The following is a 20,527-nucleotide window of genomic DNA, read 5'->3' on the forward strand; positions in this document are numbered from 1 at the left end:
TTGATCTATATTTGACTGTACAAGAAAAGTATCCTCAATAACACGATATTCTTTCATTTTGATTTCTGCATAATAAGGACTCCCTACTTTTCCCACTGGTATTTCTTTTGTCAAAAAAACATCGTTATTTACATTAGTGCAACCCAATAAAAGTAAAAATGTTAATGCTATAAATTTTTCCATCTATTTTAACTCTCTTTTTATAACAGTATCTTCAGAAGTTAGTTTATTAACAATCCCTGTCAACTTAAATCAATCTATGTCAACCAAAATTCTATGTTTTTTTATAAGAGTATAATATCAATCAAAAACAAGCCCTTATAAAAAGTGCTTGTTTAGATATGTGGTGAAAGCACTTTGCTTAAAAGCAAAGATATAACTATACCTTTTAAATTCATATCAACATTTTTCAGCAACGGCAAGAAATGTATTGTGTTACAAAACCCATGAAAATAATTTTCAAAACAACTACTATTAAAAATCAGTCATTTCTCATATTTAATATTGTAAAAACTACAGTATAAAGAGCTAAAAAAACACACCATAAAATCAAGTAGATATTATGATCAAACTTAACTGTATTAATAATGAGTTGGTTTAAAGGATCGCTATCAGTCATGAGTGCACATAAGAACAGGAATACATAAGCAAAAAAGCCAATTCTCAGAACATATGTAATATTCTTCACAAAGAACATTATAGTACCAAGAATAACGCTTACGATACCGAAGAACCAAAGGAGTACGCTTTCGTCTTCGTTTGAGCCATCCATTTCCCTCAGGTAAACAAATTCACCCCCCCCATAAGGTATGTAGGTGACAAAACCTTTTGTAAGAGATTCAAAGCAAATAGCCAGAATGCCTGAAAGAACCAAAATAAGCGCCAAGTAATGTTTTAATGTTAAATTTTTCATAGTCCTGTGTAGCCCTCACCAGGTGTCCAATATTTATGTAATGTGCGTGGAGTGGCAGTACAAGCTGGGCAACTATCTGGCTTAGAGTAAATAATTCCTCGTAAAGCTTGTCTGATTGATTCCTGCCAATTTCTTGAGCGATTATAGACTTTTCTAGGGTTTTCAAAATTCGTCTTATCTTCTGCCGGGTCCAAAAAAGAATCCAAACCACTCTCCCCAGCATTATGCAAAATAGTTGCTTCTCTTGGAGTGAGCCGTCGCCCTAACTTTAGTTGCTTTAATTGAATGTTCTTAGCAACCATATCTGTTGCAACTTGAGGATCATTTGTTATGAGGTCAAAAGTTTTTCTGAGCCTATTTGGGTCACTCTCTGGAAAACCAAGTAAGTCGGCTGCTAAGCCTAGTTGCATTTCACCCAAGCCATAACTCCTGTGTGGTTTAACACCGAACTTATCTTTAGTGTAAGCGATATAGTTCTTGGCAATAGCAGCAGATGAATAGAATTTTTCTTGAAAAACGATTGAACCAATCGTCATAGGGTCCACACCATACTTTGCTGCTGAGGTGTTAATAGCTGTATTGTAATAGGCTACCGTGTATAACCCTTCTGGAGGATGCACCGAACGATTAACCGCGATATTACCAATGTTGTGATCTTTGTCTTGGCTAGTATGATGAGTAACTAGTTTAACTTCATATACTGTATGCTTTACGTTACTGCCTGACTCTTTTGTATACGTAGTGCCAACAAAGGGTTGAGGCTCTAACAACCTTCCAGTTGGCAAATAAACATTAATTCGAACAGTACAGTTTTCTGGGTTCTCATTTTTTTGCAAAGGGAAATTTGCCTCAACAGATATACCTGAAGGGTTGATCTTCAATTTATTGGTTTCAAACTGTCTACCAGTATCTTGTGCGGTAAATATTGCAGAAAATGAAAAGTTAGTATAATCACCTAACCCTCTCAATCTCAATTGTACATAGCAGGTGCTCATTCTATGTCTTCCTCGCCTGGCACAGGATCTGGATAATCATGATTGTCTAAAAGATGGAAAGATATTTGTTCTTCTTTCTCTGTATATATTCTTTGAGTGTATCCATTTTCATCAGTAACACCTTCAAATTGCTTGCCTGATTCTGACATTGCGAAATATGCTTTATTTTTATACGGTATATTTTGATTATCAATCAGTTGAACACTTAGATTAAATAGTCCCTTACTTTCGGGTAATATTGGAAAGTGGCTAACAACTTGTTCACCAGACTTAAACAAATGCTGCCCTGCTTTCACCTCAAATTTACCGCCTGTGATCGGAAAAATACCTGAGCCATTCAGCTTGATCTGAGAACCACCCGCGGTAATCACAATCTCTTTCGGACTACTGATCTCAATGCGGTCTTCCGTAGAAATAATCTGAATCCCTTGTTTGGCAAGCAAATCTATTCCATCTGACTGAGCCTGAACCTCAAACTTACCTTTGGCAGCCACCTGTTTAATCCCATTTTGCGCGGCAAACAGGCTAATTCGGTTTTGCGCATGCGTAATCAGATTCTTCTGCGTACTCAAATTAATACTATCGCCTGCAAACTGGTTGATCTGCCCATCCGCGGATAAATGAATATCTTCATTGGTGCTTAAGCCAATGCCAGCGGGTGAATTAAGTAATAACAGTGATTTTTTAAATTGGGCAATTTTCTCTTGAATCTGCTCTGCAAATTCTTTGAGCTGATCAAGCGATTCAATTTCATCGGTCTGCTGGTTCTTAGCCACTTCACTTAAAGCTTTGGCATTGCTCTGGTTGCCTTCCAGCTGTTGTTTGGCAGGTTGGGCATCAAGATGTTCGCCTTTGGCCTGATCCTGCTTATGCGTGGAAACCAGTAGACCTTCTCCAGCTCGGACTGCACCCCATTGGTCAGTCCGCAATTCAAAACCTTCACCGCGGTCTTCACTTTCCGCTGTGGCTTTAGGATGGCTCAGTTTACCTAAGTTAAGTTGGCTGGCAGCGTGGCTGCTTTGTAGCTGTGCGCTGATCTGTCCTGTGGTGTCATCAAAGCGTAACTGGTTAAAGCCTTCGCCTTGGTATTCTTTGGACTTGATCCCTGCCAGTTTCTTGGTATCAGGCAGCTTGCCTGCATTGTCGAACTTGGTCGGGCTGCGTTGTGCTTCATGAATGCGGCCCACCACAAATGGCCGATCAATATTGCCATCAAAGAAGTCAATGACCACGATTTCATTGATACGCGGTAGGAAGCGGGCTCCATAGCCTTCGCCTGCCCAAGGCGTCAGAACATCGACCCAAGCTGAATCGGTGTCATTGTCATTGGCTCCTGCACCACCATCATGGCTGTGGTCTTCATTGCGGGTAAACAGAAAGCGGACTTTAATCCGCCCCCATTCATCGACATGGATTTCTTCGCCACTTGGGCCAACCACTTTAGCGCGTTGTGGGGATGCTGCTGGTCGGTGTTGTAATGGATTGTATTCAGGAACAGTTTTGATGCTGCGGCGTTGTAGGATTAACTGGTTAGCTTGGCGTTCTGCTGTGTTGCTTTGTTGGGTGAGCTGCCAATGACTTTGTGCTAAGAGTTGATTAATCTGCTGCTGTAGATCTTTAGGTAGGTTGTTCTGGTTATAGAACTGTTTGCCTGTGATCAGAAATTCTTTGTCTGCGCCACTATGCTGGTCAATTTCAGGGTGTTCTGCCAGTTCAAACCAGTAACCGACATGGGTATCTCGGACGGTGCTCTTCGCCACGAACTGTTTGGATTGTTGGTCGTAGTATTGACCCAAATTTTGATTGAGCTTTTCAATTTGCGCATTGCCAGATTGGGTGGCTCCATCTTCTCCATTGAGGTCTTGCATCCATGCTGGTGAGAAGTGCCATGCCTGTTCTAAACCAAGGCTGGCATTGTCGTGTTGTTCACTATGTTTGTGGGTGCTCTGTACACTGCCTGCACCTTCTTCCTGTTCCAGTGCATCGGCTTGCCAGCGTTGTACATGCACCGCACTTGGTTGTAATGAGCGTTGCCCCACTAAACTGGTCATGCTGTCGTATTGTTCGGTGGCACTACTGCGGTGGTAGCGAATATGGCGACGGTCTAAGGCTTGGTACTGGCTATTGTCATCAATTAAACGGAGTTTCTGGGCCTGAATCTGTTCGCTGGCACTACCGACTTTTAGCTTTGATTCATCTACCAGCCAGTTAATCCCTTCGCTACGCATGAGACGGGTGAGAAAGTCATAGTCGCTTTCATTGGATTGCATGATAAAGGGACGGACATCATAGTCTTGACTGAGTCCGCTTAAATCAAGTGTTAAGCTCGAGGCAAATAAGGGACTTTTTTGTTGCCATTCTTTAAAGACAATTTCAACCACATCACTCACGCTTTTATTCATAAACACACGGCTATTACGGCGTTGTTTCCACAGCGCGGTTGGGTCTTCGAGCGTGAGTTTATAGAGGGTTAAGCTACCATCAGACTGGCCTTGTAAGGCTTGAGTGATAATCCCCGTGACACGGCTCAGTTGACCCTGATCGGTAACGGTGTCAATTGCAGCTTGGCTGCCAATAAATTGTTTGAGTGGAATGGTGGCATTGGTCGACAAACAGATCAGCTCTGCCTTAAAGCCAGCGTTTAATTCATGCTGGCCATCAATACGTTGCAGGAAGACTTGGGAATTTAAATTTTGATTTGAAAACTGAATATGGATCGCACGTTTCTGTGCTGTGAGGCCCACTTGTTCTAGTGCCGAGTAAATAGTGTTGAACATATATTTTTATTGAAATTGAATTTTTAACTTGAGAGCATTTTACCGAAAAGAACCCTAATATGACTAGAACGTTCTGTCTTTTTACGACAATTTTTGTCTCTTTATTTATAACTAGAAATTTAAATACCTTTTTCATTTAATCTTAACAAACGTAAAAAATGCCCCGATCATCGGAGCATTTTTAATCATTCAATTCATATTAAACAAAACGAATTGGCTTAAATTCAGGTTCATTTTTGTGATGATCATCATCACATTCCTCACCTTCTTCTTTAGTACCACGGTCGATATAACCACTGCGCTGTTCTTTAGGTAAATTTTCCATTTCCCATGCGTAAACTGCTTGCATACAGATTTCACGCTGCTCTTTGGTCAATACAACACCATTTGGCCATTTGCCAATTTCAACAGCTGTACGAAGACGCTCAACAATTTCAGGATTTAAAATAGCGAGCATTTGTTCAATATTCATGAGTCATCCTGTTGAAAAGATTCAAAATCTTGATTCCACCCTAACTTGGTACGACATGCCATATAGAAGTCATAACCTGGTGGATGTAATAAGCTTAGTTTAAACGGATGTTTGCGGATATGCACCGTGTCGCCGACATTTAATGCAACACTATGTTGTCCGTCAGCACTAACCATAGGCAAAACACGATTTTCACGAATGGTAATCTTGATTTCGCTTTGCCCACCGACCACGATAGGACGTGATGACAAGGTATGCGGATGCATCGGAACCAGTGCAATCGCATCCATACTTGGATGCAAGATCGGCCCGCCGCCTGACAGCGCATAAGCAGTCGAACCCGTTGGTGTGGAAACTATCAAACCGTCACTATGCTGACGATAGACATATTGCCCATCAATATTCAGTTCAAAATCGATCATATGCACCGATTTTCCTGAATGCAACACTACATCGTTCAATGCAATTGCATCATAAATCGTTTCGCCATTGGTACGGACTTCCATTTCTAATAAGAAACGGCGATCTAACTGAAACTGACCTTGTAATACCTGATCCAGCTTAAAAATAGCTTCGGCTGGCTTGATGTCGGTTAGAAAGCCGAGTCGACCACGGTTAATACCGAGCACTGGGGTATTATGTCTGACTAAAGCTCGCGCTGCATGTAACAGTGAACCATCACCGCCCACCACAATCACTAAATCTACGACTTCACCCAGCAAGTTACGGCTTACAGTCTGCCCATGACTATAGGGGACAAGTTTCGCTGTTTCCTGATCAAAAACGGGGTTTAAACCTAAATTGATCAAATGATCATGAATTAAACATAACGTTTCTACTACAGAATACTTATCTGGTCGTCCAATGAGACCAATATTTCGAAAGGATTTATGTGAAATTTGCACGAATAATTCAGCTCCGTCGCGATTACTGACTATCATATCATTAACAACCAATGTTGCGTTGATGATTGATTAAAAAGTATAAAAATGTCTATCCGTTGTTTTTTTATACCGTTAATGTCAACACATTCTTAATCTTTTTATTGCATGTTGCTATTTATTCACAGTTTTATGATTGCAAAATGACAATAAGCTATCGCATCATTACCGTCATTGTTTTGGTTTTAACGCAAATCTATGAAGTTTGAACGTGGTATTGGTTTTCTAGCACTCATTTTCTCAATGTTAGTGATAGGTGTCTTTGTTGCCTTTAGTATCTATCTGATCCGACTGGATAATATTATTCGTGACAAGTTTGAAGGTCAGCGTTGGGACATCCCTGCCAAGGTGTTTGCACGCCCATTGGAAATCTATGCCAATGCACCGATTACTCAGGATAATTTTACGCAAGAGTTAAAATTACTCGGGTATAAGAATACGGCTAACTACGATAAGTCTGGTAGCTATGTGGTTCAAGGCAATCAGATGTATGTACACACCCGTGGTTTTGACTACGGTGATAGTACTGAGCCTGAACAAGTACTGGAACTAGCATTTGCCAATGGCGAAGTGAGTGAGGTTCGCTCAACCAAACCCTCAAATACAGGGATTGCACGTTTAGAACCTTTATTGATTGGTGGTATTTATCCGCAACATAATGAAGACCGCGTTCTCATTAAATTGAATAAAGTACCGAAAACCCTGATCGAAGCTCTGATCTCGACAGAAGATCGTAACTTCTATCACCATCATGGTCTTTCAATCCGTGGTACTGCCCGTGCTGTCGTCAGTAATGTAACGGGTGGGCGTCGTCAAGGTGGTTCAACCTTAACGCAGCAATTGGTCAAGAACTTCTATCTATCACCAGAAAAAACGCTGAAACGTAAAGTCAATGAAGCACTCATGGCGCTATTGATTGAATTACATTACAGCAAAGATGAGATTCTGGAAGCTTACTTAAATGAAGTAAACTTAGGCCAGAATGGTAGCTATTCTATTAATGGTTACGGCTTGGCTTCACAGTTTTACTTCGGTCTGCCATTGCGTGAATTGAATATTTCACAACAGGCATTTCTGGTTGGCCTAGTTCAAGGCCCTTCTCTCTATAATCCGTGGCGTAATCCAGAATCGGCGAAGAAACGTCGTGATGTTGTACTAAACAACATGAAAGTCATGGGTTATTTGACCGATGCAGAATATGAAGATGAAATTGCCCGTCCTTTAAATGTGGTTAGCAAGCCAACTTTAGGCCCTGCAAAATTCCCTGATTTCTTGGATATTGTTCGTCGTCAATTACGCACGGAATATCAGGAAAGTGATATTACCAATCAAGGTTTAAGAATTTTCACAACCCTTGACCCAATCGCACAAACTCAGGTACAGAACGCATTTAAGAGTACCGTCAGCCGTTTAGCCAATGCTAACCCGGGCCGTTTAAGAAACCTGCAAGGTGCTGTACTGGTTGCCCATCCAGAAAATGGTGAACTGGTTGCAGCCGTAGGTTCAACACAGGACTTTACTGGTTTTAACCGTGCGCTTGATGCAAAACGTCAAGTGGGTTCTTTGCTTAAACCGATCATTTACTTGAATGCAATCGAGTCAGGCCGATATACATGGGCAAGCCCGATTGAAGACAGCGCAGTCAATATTCCAATTGATGGTGATAAGAGCTGGACACCGAAAAACTATAGCGGCGGTGAGCATGGTGTTATACCAATGCAACAAGCTTTGGCAAACTCATACAACTTATCCACTGTCCGTTTAGGAAATGAATTTGGTTTATCTGCATTTAGCAATAAATTAAGACAGTTTGGTGTGACATCAGATATTCCTGCCTACCCTTCGATCTATCTGGGCGCAGTGAATATGTCACCAATGGAAGTATTAAGCATCTATAGCAACTTTGCGACAGGTGGCTTTAAATATCCGCCTCGTTCTATCCGTACTGTGGTGGATGCCAAAGGACATTTACTTGAACGTTATGGCTTAAATGTACAACAGACCATTGACCCTGCTGCAGCCTATATCCTGAACTTTGGCTTACAACAAGTAATGCGTTCTGGTACAGGTCGCTCTGCCTATAACAGCTTACCTGAATCATTAAATCTGGCTGGTAAATCTGGTACCACCAATGACACCCGAGATTCATGGTTCGCAGGTTATTCAGGCAATCATGTTGCAGTGGTGTGGTTAGGTCTAGATGACAATAAAGTCACAGGTTTAACAGGTTCATCAGGTGCACTTCCTGTCTGGACCAATGTGATGAAACAGCTTCGTCAAGAGCCTGTTAATCTGCGCCAGACCGATAATGTGCAATGGCAATGGATTGATAGCGCGAGTGGTGATTTATCTGCACAAGGCTGTGATGGTGCGATGTATATTCCATTACTCCGTCAAACCGTGCCACGTCGTGCAACCCTATGTGGTCAATCTCATTATGAAGTGGAACCGACCTATATTCCACAAACAGATGACACACAGAATGATGAGCATGAGGATAGCATTGGTAACTATATTCGTGAGAGTGAAAACCAGATGGATACAGATTTATCCAATCGTAACCCTGCACGCGTTATTTCCAGCGGCAGCTATAACGGTAACGGTGAGAACTAAGCCTCAAAAGGATGATTGGACATGATGAAGAAAACAGCAGCGATTATCGGAATGCTTATACTGGCGGGTTGTACGACGGCACCTGAAAAGACGCCAACCAAGACTTCGCCAACTCACCCACCGAAGAAAGTGACTCAGCCTTCTTCTGGAGTGAAAATCACGCCTTATGATCAAAAAGAGATTAAGCGTCAAAGCGTTCCTGTGGTTGTGCCTCAACAAAAGGTTCAACAGAAGTTTAATGATGGTAGTCAGCTACCTGCATTTAAAACCTTGATGCAAAAAACGCAGGTTGCTTATAAGCAGCAACAACTTGCGGAAGCTGAACGTTATGCCCTTCAGGCGCAACGTATCGCACCACAAGCCACCGAAACTTATTTGTATTTGGCAATGATTGCGAATCAACGTAAAGAGTATGCAAATGCAGAAGCATTGGCACGCCGTGGCCTCAGTTACGCGCAAAGCAATGCCATGAAAAAGCAGTTGTGGTTAATTATTCTTAAAGCCAGTGAAGCACGTAATCATTCGGTGAAGGCCCAAGAAGCTCGCAGAGCCCTTCAGGCACTCTAATCTTAGTCAATTGCACTAAACTGACGAATCCCGGCAAGCCCATAAGCATGATGTTTTTGGGCTTGTTTTAATTCAGCAGGTGCAACACCACCTAAAGCAAACACAGGAATATCGCTTGTTCGAGCGAGTTCTTCAAAACCTTCCCAACCCAATTCTTTCGCATCAGGATGCGTTTCTGTCGCCTGTACTGGACTTAACAAAACAGCATCACAACCAATATGATGGGCATGTTGCAATGAGACAGCATCATGGCAAGCTGCGATAAAGCGCTTCCCAATAACCAAGCCAGCTTTACTTACATTCATCAACTGTGATTGCTTCAAGTGGATGGTTGAGATCTTATCGCGTAATTCAGCATCCAGTTGCTGCCAGAGTTCGATATTGATCATCAATTTCTGTAATTGCGCATCGCTCAACCTTAAAAGCTGCTGCTGGATCTGTCCAATATCAGCACAATCAGTACGCCAATATAAGAGCGCCTCTTGTTGCGGCAAGGCATTGATTTGATCACTAATCTTGATGAGATGAGGCCAGATCAAACGTTGTAGAATGGCATCATTGGCCTTTGGAAAATTTAACTCAGCCAGTTGTTCACGTTTATACCATCCCCACGGTTGATGAATCAGATCGAGCAATTCATCGGGCACATAGGCATGAAACAAATGCAGATTCACAATAATGTCATCATATTCATGACGGATCACATCAAAAACATGCCAGTCTTTTATACCAATCCCTACTTCTTCATAAATCTCACGGCGACAAGCCTGCTCTGGTGTTTCACCTGCTTCAACTTTTCCACCGGGAAACTCATGTTTATTGCCCTGATGCTGGTTGGCCTGTCGCCAGCCGACCAATACTTTGGTTTTGTGTAATAAAATTGCGATTGCAACATCAACTGTAGCTTTGGTCATAACAGACTAAAATCTCTCATCTTTTATCCCGATTCTAGGGAATTTAAACACGAATTCACATGACCAAAAACAAAATTAATCACTGATTTTGTAAATTCTTAAAATTTCCGTTGACAGGTCTATTCGATAATGATTATCATTTAAAACATTAAAGAACACACCACGGAGCATAACAAATGAACGCACCATTCAACCTATTTACTCGTAGTACAGATGCAGCTCAATCATTGCCAATGTTGCATTCAAACAACCTTTTTGCCTTGGGGCGCGAAATCCGCATTATGCATGCGGGTGAAGAGTATCGTTTACGTCTAACGCGTAATAATCGCCTGATTTTAACGAAGTAATATAATAACAACCGCATAATAATAAACGTGGGAATAAGCAGTATGTCAGCGCATGCTGCTTTTTTTTATTTTGCTCATTAGAAAATTTATATAGGTAGCTGGATACTCACCTTGAGTCCGCCATAGCTGGATTGGGAAAACTTGATTTTGCCCTGATGCAATTCAACAATTTTATTACAAATCGACAAGCCTAATCCCGAACCTTGGGTTTTAGTTCCTAAGGCACGATAAAAACGCTCTCCCAATCGCTCTAGTATGTCGTTGTCCACGCCTTGTCCTTCATTTTCAATCACTAGCGCTATAGCATCTTGTTGCTGCTCCAAACTGATATAAATCTGTCCTTGCTCAATGCTATATCGGATCGCATTATCAATTATATTTCGGATGCAGGTAAATATGAGTTGTTGATTGGCATGCAGCATATTTGATTGTTCTGTGATGTCTGCATGAATTTGAATGCGCTTTTCTTTAGCAAATAATGCCAATGCTTGTGTTGCTTCCTGCACCACCTCTTGTAAATCAAAATAAGTTTTGGGTAGATTTTCTGCATGCTCAGGATCTAGACGCGCCAACAGTAATAAATTTTCCAGTGTTTGAATTCCACGGTTCACATCTTGCTGCATCTGGACGAAATCCCCAGCCCGTTCAGGATATTTACGCTGTAGTAACTGCAATCGCAATTGAATCGCAGATAAAGGTGAACGCAATTCATGCGATGCATCAGCAGTAAAACGCTGCTCTGCTAGTAAGGATTGTTCAAGACGCTGTAACAGTCGATTGAGCTGCCTCAACATTGGCTGCAATTCTTTGAGTTCGACATCCCCAGCTTGTATCGGGCTCAAATCATCTGCATTTTTTTCTGATATTTCTGAAGATAACTGATGAATCACTTTAAATTGTCGTTTAATCAGGAAATGTAACATGATCCATTGCATCAGCCACACCAGCATTAAAATCAGTGCATAGCCTGCGAAACTATTCAGCAAGTCTTTAAAACGTTCTCCGAGCGGCTGTAAAATCAGTACTTGCATATGTGCATGTTCATCTTCGCCCGCATAACTCCGCCATAACTGGCCTTGCTGCCAAATTATGCCATAGTCGCCATGAGTTGCTGCAATCAAAGTGTGATGCTGTGGATCAAGCTGAAAATCCGAGGACTGGGTTAAAACTTGCTGCGAATTGCTCAACTGATATTGGATATCAAATTCATCACTCAGTTCATCGATTTGTTGCCCAGAGGTTTGGGTTAAATCCGTAATCAGCAACATATCTGAAATCTCGTCCATGATTTCATCTTGTACCTGCATGGTTTGATATACCGAAATCACGGCGAACAAAAGTAATGCCACACATCCAGCAATCATTGAACTTACTAAAGAAGTTTTAACCAGCTTGGTTTGTAATGACACCACCTTCATTCTATTCCCCCTGATGCATGCGATAGCCTAGACCGCGAATGGTCTTGATATATTGACCACCAATCTTTTTACGAATCTGATAAATAAACACCTCGATGGCATTACTTTCAATTTCATCGCCCCATGCATACAGAGATTCTTCCAGTTGTTCCCGTGTCACAATATGCTCAGGTTTCTGCATCAGTTTATATAAAATCTGGAACTCTTTAGCGGTGAGATTGACGGCTTTACCGTCCTGAATCAAGGTCTTGGCTTGGGGATCAAGTTGTAAATTGGCAAAATGAAGATATTGACCCGCTTGAGTCTGATGTTGACGCAATTGAGAACGAACCCGAGCTGATAATTCCTCCAGATTAAATGGCTTGACCAGATAGTCATTAGCCCCTAGATCCAGTCCTTCTACCCGATCATGGATGTGGTCTTTGGCAGTAATAAAAATAACAGGAGTTTTGGTGTTTTGTCGGCGAATGGTTTTAAGGATTTCATCGCCTGAAGCTTGTGGTAAGCCCCGATCCAGCAGGATACAGTCATATTGATGCTGTTCGGCTGCCAGAATCGCATGATCCCCCCGTTCCACCCAGTCAACGCTATAACCGTCCATTTCCAGCCAGGCTTTGATACTCTCCGCCTGTGAGGCATCATCTTCAGCCAATAAAATTCGCATAAAACAGCCCACTCTGTTGATCTTTCACATAATCTTAAAATAAATCATAAACAAAAAACCACATGATGATCATGTGGTTTTTTTATTCGTCCATCAATCTTTAGAATTGAACCTGATCAACATCAACTTCAACACGTTTCGCTGGCTTATAGTCGATGTCGATTTCACCAATTAAGGTCACTGGTGTTTTTGCTGATACTGGCTTACCTTGCCATAAATCATCATCAATATCGACCGTCATTGAACCAGTCTGGTCACTAAACTGATATTTCTCATCACCTGTTGCTTTTACCACATAACCTTTCAATTTAACTGGCGTATCATCTTTCATAGTCAAAGCCTGTTTGACTGTGGTGATTTGAGTCAGCGCCAATGCTTGCTGATTTACAGCAGTAGTATTCGCTACGGCAAAAGTAGTTGAGCCAACCAAGCCAGCAACAACTGCAAATTTAGATAATACGTTCATATCCTTTCCCCTCATCGTGGTTTCATCATTTCGATGGAGTTATTAAAACAAACCAAGATGAGGTGAATCTGAAGATGACGCTGTACCTTAATTTAATGGCACCACGCGCAATACTTCTTCTAACGCGGTCACACCTTCAATCACTTTACGTGCACCCGCAATCCGTAATGGCTCAATTCCCTCTTTTTTTGCTTGTCCTTTTAGATCATTGAGTGTGCCATGCGCACTGATGATCGACTTGAGCTCCAGACTGACAGGCATAAATTCGTAAATACCGACACGGCCCTTATATCCAGTATGACGGCATGCTTCACACCCCACAGCTTTATACATGCTGGTTGGCATATCCATCATATAATCAAAGGTTAGATGTTCCCATTCTTGCTCATTGATTGGTGTTTCTTGCTTACAATGCGGACACAGGCGACGAACCAGACGTTGTGCCAGAACACCAAGAATCGTTGCAGCAGTCAAGAATGGCTGCACGCCTAGATCATGTAAACGCGTCAGGCTCGACGGTGCATCATTGGTATGTAAGGTAGATAACACCAGATGCCCTGTTAATGCAGCCTGAATCGCCATATTGGCGGTGTCATGGTCACGAATCTCACCGACCATGATAATGTCAGGATCTTGACGCATTAAAGCCCGCACGCCATCTGCAAAGCCTAACTCAATGTTTGGATTGACTTGCATCTGGTTAAAACTAGGTTCCAGCATTTCAATCGGATCTTCAATGGTACAGACATTGACCTGTTCGGTTGCCAATTGCTTTAAAGATGAATACAAGGTGGTGGTCTTACCTGAACCTGTTGGCCCTGTAACCAAAATGATGCCATGACTGTGTTGCGTCAACTGCTGCCAGCTCTGTAATAAATGACCTTCAAAACCCAGTTGTTGGAAACTACGCACCAATACTTCTGGGTCGAAAATACGCATCACCAGCTTTTCACCGAAAGCAGTCGGCAGAGTCGAAAGACGTAATTCAGTTTCCTGTCCTTTCGGTGTACGGGTTTTTAAACGTCCATCCTGCGGTTTACGCTTTTCCGCCACATTCATGCGACCTAAAATTTTAATACGGGAAATCACCGCCGTTAGTGTATTGGCAGGCATGTTATAGATAGTATGCAACACACCGTCGATACGGAAACGCACCTTACCTTTGTCTTTTCGTGGTTCTAGATGAATATCGCTGGCACCTTGCTCAAACGCAAATTGCAGCACCCAGTCCACCAGTTTGACAATATGCTGGTCATTGGCATCAGGATTTTGTGTATCACCTAACTGTAATAAAGCTTCAACGCCTTTATTTTCCCGGTCATAGATACTGGCATTTTGTGAGGAACTGACCGCACGGCTAACTTGATAATACTCAACAATATAGCGTTGTAACTGTTCAGGATTTAATAGAACTTTTTCAATCTTTCTAGGTGCCAGACTACGTTCCAGATTGTTTAACCATTCGGTGGTGAAAGGCTGATCGGTTCCGATCAAAATTCGGTCTGCCTGTACCTCCACCGCTAGAATATGATTTCTGACTGCAAATTCCTGTGACATGACACTGGTCAAGGCAGCTACATCGGCTTTAAGCGGATCAATGATAAATAAGGGAAGATCGGCTTTTTCAGCCAGCCATTGACACAAACGATTCAACGATAAGGTCATACCCGCATTCAGTTGGTCTTTTAAACTAAAATTGGCAATCCACTGCAAAGGATGCCATTTTAACTGATCTTTTTGGCGATGTGTGGTCTGAACCAGCAATTTGTCGCGTTCAGTAATCCGACCATCTTTCAGTAGTTGCTCTAAGCACCACGTCACATCAATCGTAAAAGAAAAGTTTGCGAATTTTGCCTGAGCTTGCATAACCGTTCATTCCCCAAATTTTTTAACGAAATTTATATTTTTAAAGTTTTAACTTTGTTCAACTGCAATAACGATGACATCCTGTTCACCGACCGTAAAACGCACATTCAACACTGCAAAGCACATTCCATACACGCGTTCAGCATCATTTTGATACGCAGGTCGAGGATCTAAAGATAACACTTGTTCAAGTTCATCGAATATCTTTTTATCCAAAATTCCCTGCTTTAGTAACTGCTGCTGTTGCTGTTGTGCATTTTCCGACCAAACAACCGTTTTACGCTGCGGCTCTTCTTGTGCATATCCACTGACAGAATCAGCAATTGCATCCGAATATTGAATATACGGTTTGATGTCTAAAATTGGCGTCCCATCCAGTAAATCACTCCCCGTGACATAGACACGCACCGCTTTACCATGCTTTTCAACGCGCAAAAATTGTACGACAGACAAACCAATCGGAGATGGACGATACATGCTTCGCGTCGCAAAAACTCCTATTTTCTGGTTACCTCCAAGTCTCGGCGGACGTACTTGTGCACGAAATTTAGGCATTTGATTCAAAGTGTTATCCGATTTTTTATTCTCATGGAACTGCCACAGCAGCCATAAGTGGCTAAAATCTTCGATCCCCTCAAATGCCAGAATATCGCTATAAGCCTCCGTCATCTCTATATAAGACTCAACCTGCACCAGATTTGGCTGGCGCGGAATGCCGAATTTCTCACGGTAAGGCGAACGCATATGGCCAATAATTGGCATCACTACAGAATTGTTCATCACTTTTTCTTATAAACACAATTAAATATATTCAGTTTATCGAGAATGATTTTAGATTAGAATAGCGATCTGTTTCTTTTAACTGTGATCGAGACCTTTAATGGCTGCTTTTAACGTTGAACGCATTACTCATGTTCACCACTGGAATGACACACTTTTCAGTTTTAAAACTACACGCGACGTCAGCTTACGTTTTAAAAATGGTCAGTTTGTAATGATCGGCCTTGAAGTGAATGGTAAGCCTTTGATGCGTGCTTATTCGATCGCCAGTGCGAATTATGAAGAAGAGCTAGAATTCTTCTCTATTAAAGTACAAGACGGTCCATTAACTTCTATTTTACAAAAAGTACAAGTGGGCGACGAAATCCTTATTTCTAAAAAGCCTACAGGCACTTTAGTACACGACGATTTATTACCAGGTAAAAATTTATATCTTTTATCTTCTGGTACAGGCCTTGCACCATTCCTTTCTTTACTTCGTGATCCAGAAACTTACGAAAAATTTGAAAAAGTGATTATGGTTCACGGTACACGTTATGTGTCTGAACTTGCATACCAAGATTTAATCTTGAATGAACTTCCTAACCATGAATTCTTTGAAGAGTTAGGAATCAAAGATAAGTTGATCTACTACCCAACCGTAACACGTGAGCCGTTCCACACCCAAGGTCGTGTAACTACGGCAATTGAGACAGGCGAACTGTTTGAAAAAATTGGTTTACCACGTTTTAACCGTGAAACTGACCGTGCAATGCTCTGTGGTAGCCCTGCCTTCTTGAAAGACGTTGCTGCACTGCTTGACCAACATGGTTTAGTCGAATCACCACGTATGGGCGTTATGGGTGATTATGTAATTGAACGCGCATTTGTTGAAAAATAATTTGAATAAATGCAAAAAGAACCGAGGCTAAAACCTCGGTTTTTTATTTTTAAGTTTTATAAAAATGTAATTTTATTTATATAAACATAATGATTGAAAAACTAAAATAATGAGTGATTATGCAGCATCTAAATGTATCAATCGCTCAATATAATACCAACACTCTTCAATCTCAGCATGATCTTTATTTACTTTGGCATAAGATGTCATTCCATCCAGAATGTTAATATACATGGCAGTTAATACATGAGGCTGATAGACCTGAGCCTTTACAAACAACCCCTCAACCAATGCCATTAACCATTCACGATACTCCATGATTGGTCGAATAATTGAAGGATATTGCTGTAATATTTCTAATGAAGCTTTTTGAAACATACAGCCGTGAAAATCATCTGAATTAAACCAGCCCAAATGCCAAAAATAGACTGCTTTAATTTTACCCAAATAGTCATCTTCCTGTTTGAGGTTAATTTCTGTTTCAATAGCTTCCTGAATACTTTTGTTCCTTCGAGACAGACACTCTTCAATCAGATTCTCTTTAGAGGGAAAGTATTTGTAGAAAGTCATTTTGGCAACACCTGACTCACTAATAATTCGATCCACACCTACAGAACTGTAGTTATGACGGTTAAAAAGGTCTAGAGCCGTTACAATAATATCTTCTTTTTTTGACATTTTATTATCCTTTTAGAATTCTATCAAAAAACTTAACGTATTATTAAGACATAGTTTACATGCTGGAAATTTCTGGCCACTATGTATGTTTATCTTATTTTAAGAGCATTATAGAAAAGTCGAATTTTCTTTATTGTTCCTCTTATAGGGTATGAAAAAAAAGGCTTATACACAAGATCATTTGTAAAAAAATCTTTCTATTTTTTAAATAAAAGAATATACCGTGAATCATTTCACCTTTTATTTACAGTTAAGTTAAATAATAAACTTTATTGCCATTTTTTAGCCGTCTTAATAAATTGATTTCACAAAAAAATCATTTTATATTTAAATCATCCAATAAAAAGATGTTTGGTTGTACCAATAGTTATATCCATAATCAACCAAAGAAAATCTAACTAAATAATTGGAAAAGCAATAATATTATTAATTCATCGAGTACAAGACTATGCCAAAAAAATTTGAAAACTTTGATAACCCAAGACAGAAAGCTATTGAAGGAATGAAGAATAGTATTTCTACAGACGTATGGAACAAGAATCTGAACTTTCTGAACAAATTAAGAGCAGAAATTTCAAATCATCCTGTTTCGAGACATCCTGCCATTCAACTTTTAAATGACGGTGTAATTGACAAAGAGGCATTAAAACATATTCATCTCGAATATCGACATGCCATTGTTCAGGTATTTACTGATGCTTTGCTGATGGCACAATTCCAGACTAAACAATTAGAACCGCGCCTATTATCGGGTTCAAAAATGTTTCCACGGTTTCTATTAAACCTGAATATTCTGGATGAATTTGGTTTCCGACCTGGTCTGGATCAGGAAGGCTATTATTCTGGTAATCCTGAATACGCGCATTATCCATTGTTTGAAGAGGTCCTCAATGATTTTGAATTGAGCCAGTCTGAGCGCAATGACTATCAACCTTCGCTAATCGCTCAACGTGTGCGTAACTATCTGGAGAACTCGTTTAACAGCTATCAAGCCGTTTCTGCTTTACTTGCTGTGGCAGAAGAAGAAGTGATTTTATTCAGTCCTGCTTTACGCCAAGCGACCAAAGCGGTTGGTTTTGATGTCGATAGCGGCTACTACTATGTTCATGGTGTTTCACATGATGCGACCGCCGAGGCGGCTGATGATGACCATGAAGATGATTTGTGGTTTGTTCTGGCACAAGCCTGCGTTGAGTCTGAATATGATTCAATCCGTCAAATCTGTCTTGAATACTGTGATTTATGGGAACAGTTCTGGGATGAACAAATTGCATACTACGGAAGCTTCAAAAAACTGGCCTAACTTTCTCAGGAAAAGCCATTTCTAACTTTGGAAATGGCTTCCTTTATTTTTATTAAATTTCAACTATTTAAATTATTAAAACTCAATTATAAGATAAGAAAAAAGCCGTTTTTAAAATAAACCTCGATAAATTACGATATAATTCAACTTTATTTCCCTCTCCATGCCCTGCGATGTTCTCACAATTCGATATCAATTTAGTGGTTCTGCTTGTCTTATTAGGTTGCGGTATCTTTAGCCAAAACACGGCAGTCACGGTGGCAGCCGCTTGCCTGATCTTGGTCAAACTGACACCTTTAAACCAGTTTTTTCCTTATATTCAGAATCATGGTTTAAATATCGGTATCATTATCCTCACTATTGGCGTACTCGCTCCGATTGCAAGTGGCAAGATCAGTGGTGAAAGCATCCTTAAATCATTTATCAGTATTAAGTCTTTAGCAGCAATTGCCGTTGGCTTATTGGTTGCATGGCTAGGAGGTCGCGGGGTGAAGTTGATGAGTAACCAGCCTGATGTCGTCGCAGGACTTCTGATCGGTACCGTTGCAGGTGTTGCCTTATTGAGAGGTGTTCCCGTTGGCCCACTGATTGCCGCAGGTATTTTGTCTTTGCTGATTGGGAAATCTTAGAATATTTATGATCTGCTTAATCGCCTCATAAAAATAAAGGTAGCAGATTGCTACCTTTATTTTCTAAATTAACTTTAATTAGTTTTCGTAATACACAGCACGCATCTTGGAAAACTTTTCAAGCTGCTTGATGAAGCCCTCAAAATAGTTCTTCTCTTTATCCTCTACCCGATAGCCCGCATACAAAGTACGTCTTAGGCCTTCTGGTGCTACACAGTCTAGACGACGGCTTACCACCCAGCCTTTTTGCTCATATTCATTCACAACCCAATCTGGTAAAGCTGCAATACCACGCCCACTTGCCACCAGTTGAATCAGCATTTGAGTCAGATCCGTGGTACGAATGTGCTTCGGATATACATTGGCAGGAATAAACAGATGCGCCATAATGTCTAGGCGATGCTTATCGACAGGATAAGTGATCAAGGTTTCTTCAGCCAAATCCTGAACTGAAACCTGCTCAGCTCGAACTAAAGGATGCGTGCTGGAAAGCACTAAACGTGATTCATATTTAAAGATTGGAAAATATTCAATTCCCTTCAAGGCAATTGGATCGGCTGTGATCAATAAATCAAACTCGGAATTTTGCAACAGCTCATGTGGATTAGATTCAAAACCTGCGGCAAAATCCAAATCTACATCCGGATATTGATGACGATATTGATTCAACAATGGCATCAGCCAGTCAAAACAGCTATGGCATTCCGAAGAAAAAATAATTCGTCCTGTCTGACCATGTACGATACGGGTAATATCGGTCTGTGCAATCTGAACTTGCGGCAATACATCATCTGCCAATTTAAGCAAACGCTCTCCGACATTGGAAAAGCTGACAGGGCGACTACGGCGATTTACCACTTCTACCCCATACCAATGATCAAGTTCTTTTAATTGATGAGAAATTGCAGACGGTGTCAGGCATAAATCAGTTGCCGCAGCGACCAATGAACCATGTTCTCTTAACGCAAGTAATGTTTTTAAATGACGGAGTTCTAGCACAGCAACACCCAGAATTGAATTTATTTCATCTTAACATAAAATTAATTAGAAAGTCTCAACATGAGTTGAATTTCACTCTTTTCCTATTCAATGAAATTTTCTAATTTAAAGAATGTATTTTTTTAACAAAACTAATAATCCTAATCTCAAGGAAAAAATTTATATGCCCCCCCTCATCCTAACCTTCTCCCTAAGGGAGAAGGAACTTTGGACACCAATTTCTTGCCAATTATTGATTATTTTTCGACTTTTGAAAAAACTCTATTCAATGTTAAATAATCAAATAAGGAAATACACTTTTAAGC

Annotated in this window: 19 protein-coding genes and 1 pseudogene; 6 read left to right on the forward strand and 14 right to left on the reverse strand. The window is 40.8% G+C overall.

Translation table 11 applies throughout. From position 1 onward, the window contains the following. From AWW72_RS19570 to AWW72_RS16165, 6 genes and pseudogenes are all read right to left on the reverse strand, one after another. Positions 1-183 (reverse strand): annotated as a pseudogene (locus tag AWW72_RS19570) (hypothetical protein); the annotation flags it as partial. A 298-nt stretch (positions 184-481) separates the two neighbouring features. Further along, entirely contained in the window at positions 482-913 is a 432-nt protein-coding gene (locus AWW72_RS16145) for a hypothetical protein (protein WP_062848010.1), read from the reverse strand. Next, the gene (locus tag AWW72_RS16150) at positions 910-1,908 is read right to left on the reverse strand and encodes a hypothetical protein (protein ID WP_062848011.1); all 999 of its coding nucleotides are present in this window, start codon (positions 1,906-1,908) and stop codon (positions 910-912) included. Before AWW72_RS16150 ends, AWW72_RS16145 begins: the two co-directional genes overlap by 4 nt. Further along, positions 1,905-4,685 (reverse strand): type VI secretion system Vgr family protein, encoded by a 2,781-nt coding sequence (locus tag AWW72_RS16155; protein ID WP_062848012.1) that lies wholly within the window; start codon positions 4,683-4,685, stop codon positions 1,905-1,907. Before AWW72_RS16155 ends, AWW72_RS16150 begins: the two co-directional genes overlap by 4 nt. Positions 4,686-4,884: 199 nt before the next feature. Further along, entirely contained in the window at positions 4,885-5,157 is a 273-nt protein-coding gene (locus tag AWW72_RS16160; protein ID WP_004772572.1) for a YeaC family protein, read from the reverse strand. After that, on the reverse strand, positions 5,154-6,062 hold the full coding sequence (locus tag AWW72_RS16165) for an NAD(+) kinase (protein WP_032810682.1): 909 nt from the start codon (positions 6,060-6,062) through the stop codon (positions 5,154-5,156). Before AWW72_RS16165 ends, AWW72_RS16160 begins: the two co-directional genes overlap by 4 nt. Before the next feature lie 234 nt (positions 6,063-6,296). Between AWW72_RS16165 and mrcB the strand changes: the two genes are divergently transcribed. Both mrcB and AWW72_RS16175 read left to right on the forward strand, forming a co-directional pair. After that, positions 6,297-8,711: a penicillin-binding protein 1B gene (gene mrcB, locus AWW72_RS16170; RefSeq protein ID WP_062848013.1), complete on the forward strand. Its 2,415-nt coding sequence runs from the start codon at positions 6,297-6,299 to the stop codon at positions 8,709-8,711. A gap of 21 nt (positions 8,712-8,732) precedes the next feature. Next, positions 8,733-9,278 (forward strand): hypothetical protein, encoded by a 546-nt coding sequence (locus tag AWW72_RS16175; protein WP_062848014.1) that lies wholly within the window; start codon positions 8,733-8,735, stop codon positions 9,276-9,278. A gap of 2 nt (positions 9,279-9,280) precedes the next feature. Here AWW72_RS16175 and AWW72_RS16180 read toward each other — a convergent pair whose 3' ends face one another. Then, entirely contained in the window at positions 9,281-10,192 is a 912-nt protein-coding gene (locus tag AWW72_RS16180; RefSeq protein WP_062848015.1) for an NUDIX domain-containing protein, read from the reverse strand. A gap of 176 nt (positions 10,193-10,368) precedes the next feature. Here AWW72_RS16180 and hemP point away from each other — a divergent pair, with 176 nt between their 5' ends. Then, positions 10,369-10,539 (forward strand): hemin uptake protein HemP, encoded by a 171-nt coding sequence (gene hemP, locus AWW72_RS16185; RefSeq protein WP_004661888.1) that lies wholly within the window; start codon positions 10,369-10,371, stop codon positions 10,537-10,539. Between the two features lie 86 nt (positions 10,540-10,625). On the opposite strand, the gene AWW72_RS16190 is transcribed toward hemP, so the two are convergent. The 5 genes from AWW72_RS16190 to tsaA form a co-directional block, all read right to left on the reverse strand. After that, a complete protein-coding gene (locus tag AWW72_RS16190) occupies positions 10,626-11,957 on the reverse strand; it encodes a sensor histidine kinase (protein ID WP_062848016.1) in 1,332 nt (443 codons plus the stop codon). Position 11,958: 1 nt separating this feature from the next. After that, positions 11,959-12,621, reverse strand: coding sequence for a response regulator transcription factor (locus tag AWW72_RS16195; protein WP_047428020.1), 663 nt, complete (start codon positions 12,619-12,621; stop codon positions 11,959-11,961). A 100-nt stretch (positions 12,622-12,721) separates the two neighbouring features. Then, positions 12,722-13,087, reverse strand: coding sequence for a NirD/YgiW/YdeI family stress tolerance protein (locus AWW72_RS16200; protein WP_062848017.1), 366 nt, complete (start codon positions 13,085-13,087; stop codon positions 12,722-12,724). 87 nt (positions 13,088-13,174) lie between these two features. Next, a complete protein-coding gene (tfpB, locus tag AWW72_RS16205; protein ID WP_062848018.1) occupies positions 13,175-14,953 on the reverse strand; it encodes a type IV pilus assembly ATPase TfpB in 1,779 nt (592 codons plus the stop codon). A 48-nt stretch (positions 14,954-15,001) separates the two neighbouring features. Continuing rightward, entirely contained in the window at positions 15,002-15,715 is a 714-nt protein-coding gene (gene tsaA / locus AWW72_RS16210) for a tRNA (N6-threonylcarbamoyladenosine(37)-N6)-methyltransferase TrmO (protein ID WP_171254742.1), read from the reverse strand. Positions 15,716-15,833: 118 nt separating this feature from the next. Between tsaA and AWW72_RS16215 the strand changes: the two genes are divergently transcribed. After that, positions 15,834-16,613 carry a ferredoxin--NADP reductase gene (locus tag AWW72_RS16215; protein WP_004772583.1) on the forward strand — a complete coding sequence of 260 codons (780 nt, stop codon included), beginning with the start codon at positions 15,834-15,836 and terminating at the stop codon, positions 16,611-16,613. 117 nt (positions 16,614-16,730) lie between these two features. Here AWW72_RS16215 and AWW72_RS16220 read toward each other — a convergent pair whose 3' ends face one another. Further along, positions 16,731-17,291 carry a TetR/AcrR family transcriptional regulator gene (locus tag AWW72_RS16220; protein ID WP_005257994.1) on the reverse strand — a complete coding sequence of 187 codons (561 nt, stop codon included), beginning with the start codon at positions 17,289-17,291 and terminating at the stop codon, positions 16,731-16,733. Between the two features lie 448 nt (positions 17,292-17,739). On the opposite strand from AWW72_RS16220, the gene AWW72_RS16225 reads away from it, so the two are divergent. After that, positions 17,740-18,594 (forward strand): hypothetical protein, encoded by an 855-nt coding sequence (locus tag AWW72_RS16225; protein ID WP_004772586.1) that lies wholly within the window; start codon positions 17,740-17,742, stop codon positions 18,592-18,594. A 173-nt stretch (positions 18,595-18,767) separates the two neighbouring features. Next, positions 18,768-19,223, forward strand: coding sequence for a DUF441 domain-containing protein (locus AWW72_RS16230; RefSeq protein WP_004772587.1), 456 nt, complete (start codon positions 18,768-18,770; stop codon positions 19,221-19,223). Positions 19,224-19,301: 78 nt separating this feature from the next. Here AWW72_RS16230 and AWW72_RS16235 read toward each other — a convergent pair whose 3' ends face one another. Next, on the reverse strand, positions 19,302-20,222 hold the full coding sequence (locus AWW72_RS16235) for a LysR family transcriptional regulator (RefSeq protein WP_004772588.1): 921 nt from the start codon (positions 20,220-20,222) through the stop codon (positions 19,302-19,304). Positions 20,223-20,527: the final 305 nt, after the last annotated feature.

This window comes from Acinetobacter sp. NRRL B-65365, from assembly GCF_001605865.1.
Taxonomy (GTDB): domain Bacteria; phylum Pseudomonadota; class Gammaproteobacteria; order Pseudomonadales; family Moraxellaceae; genus Acinetobacter; species Acinetobacter vivianii.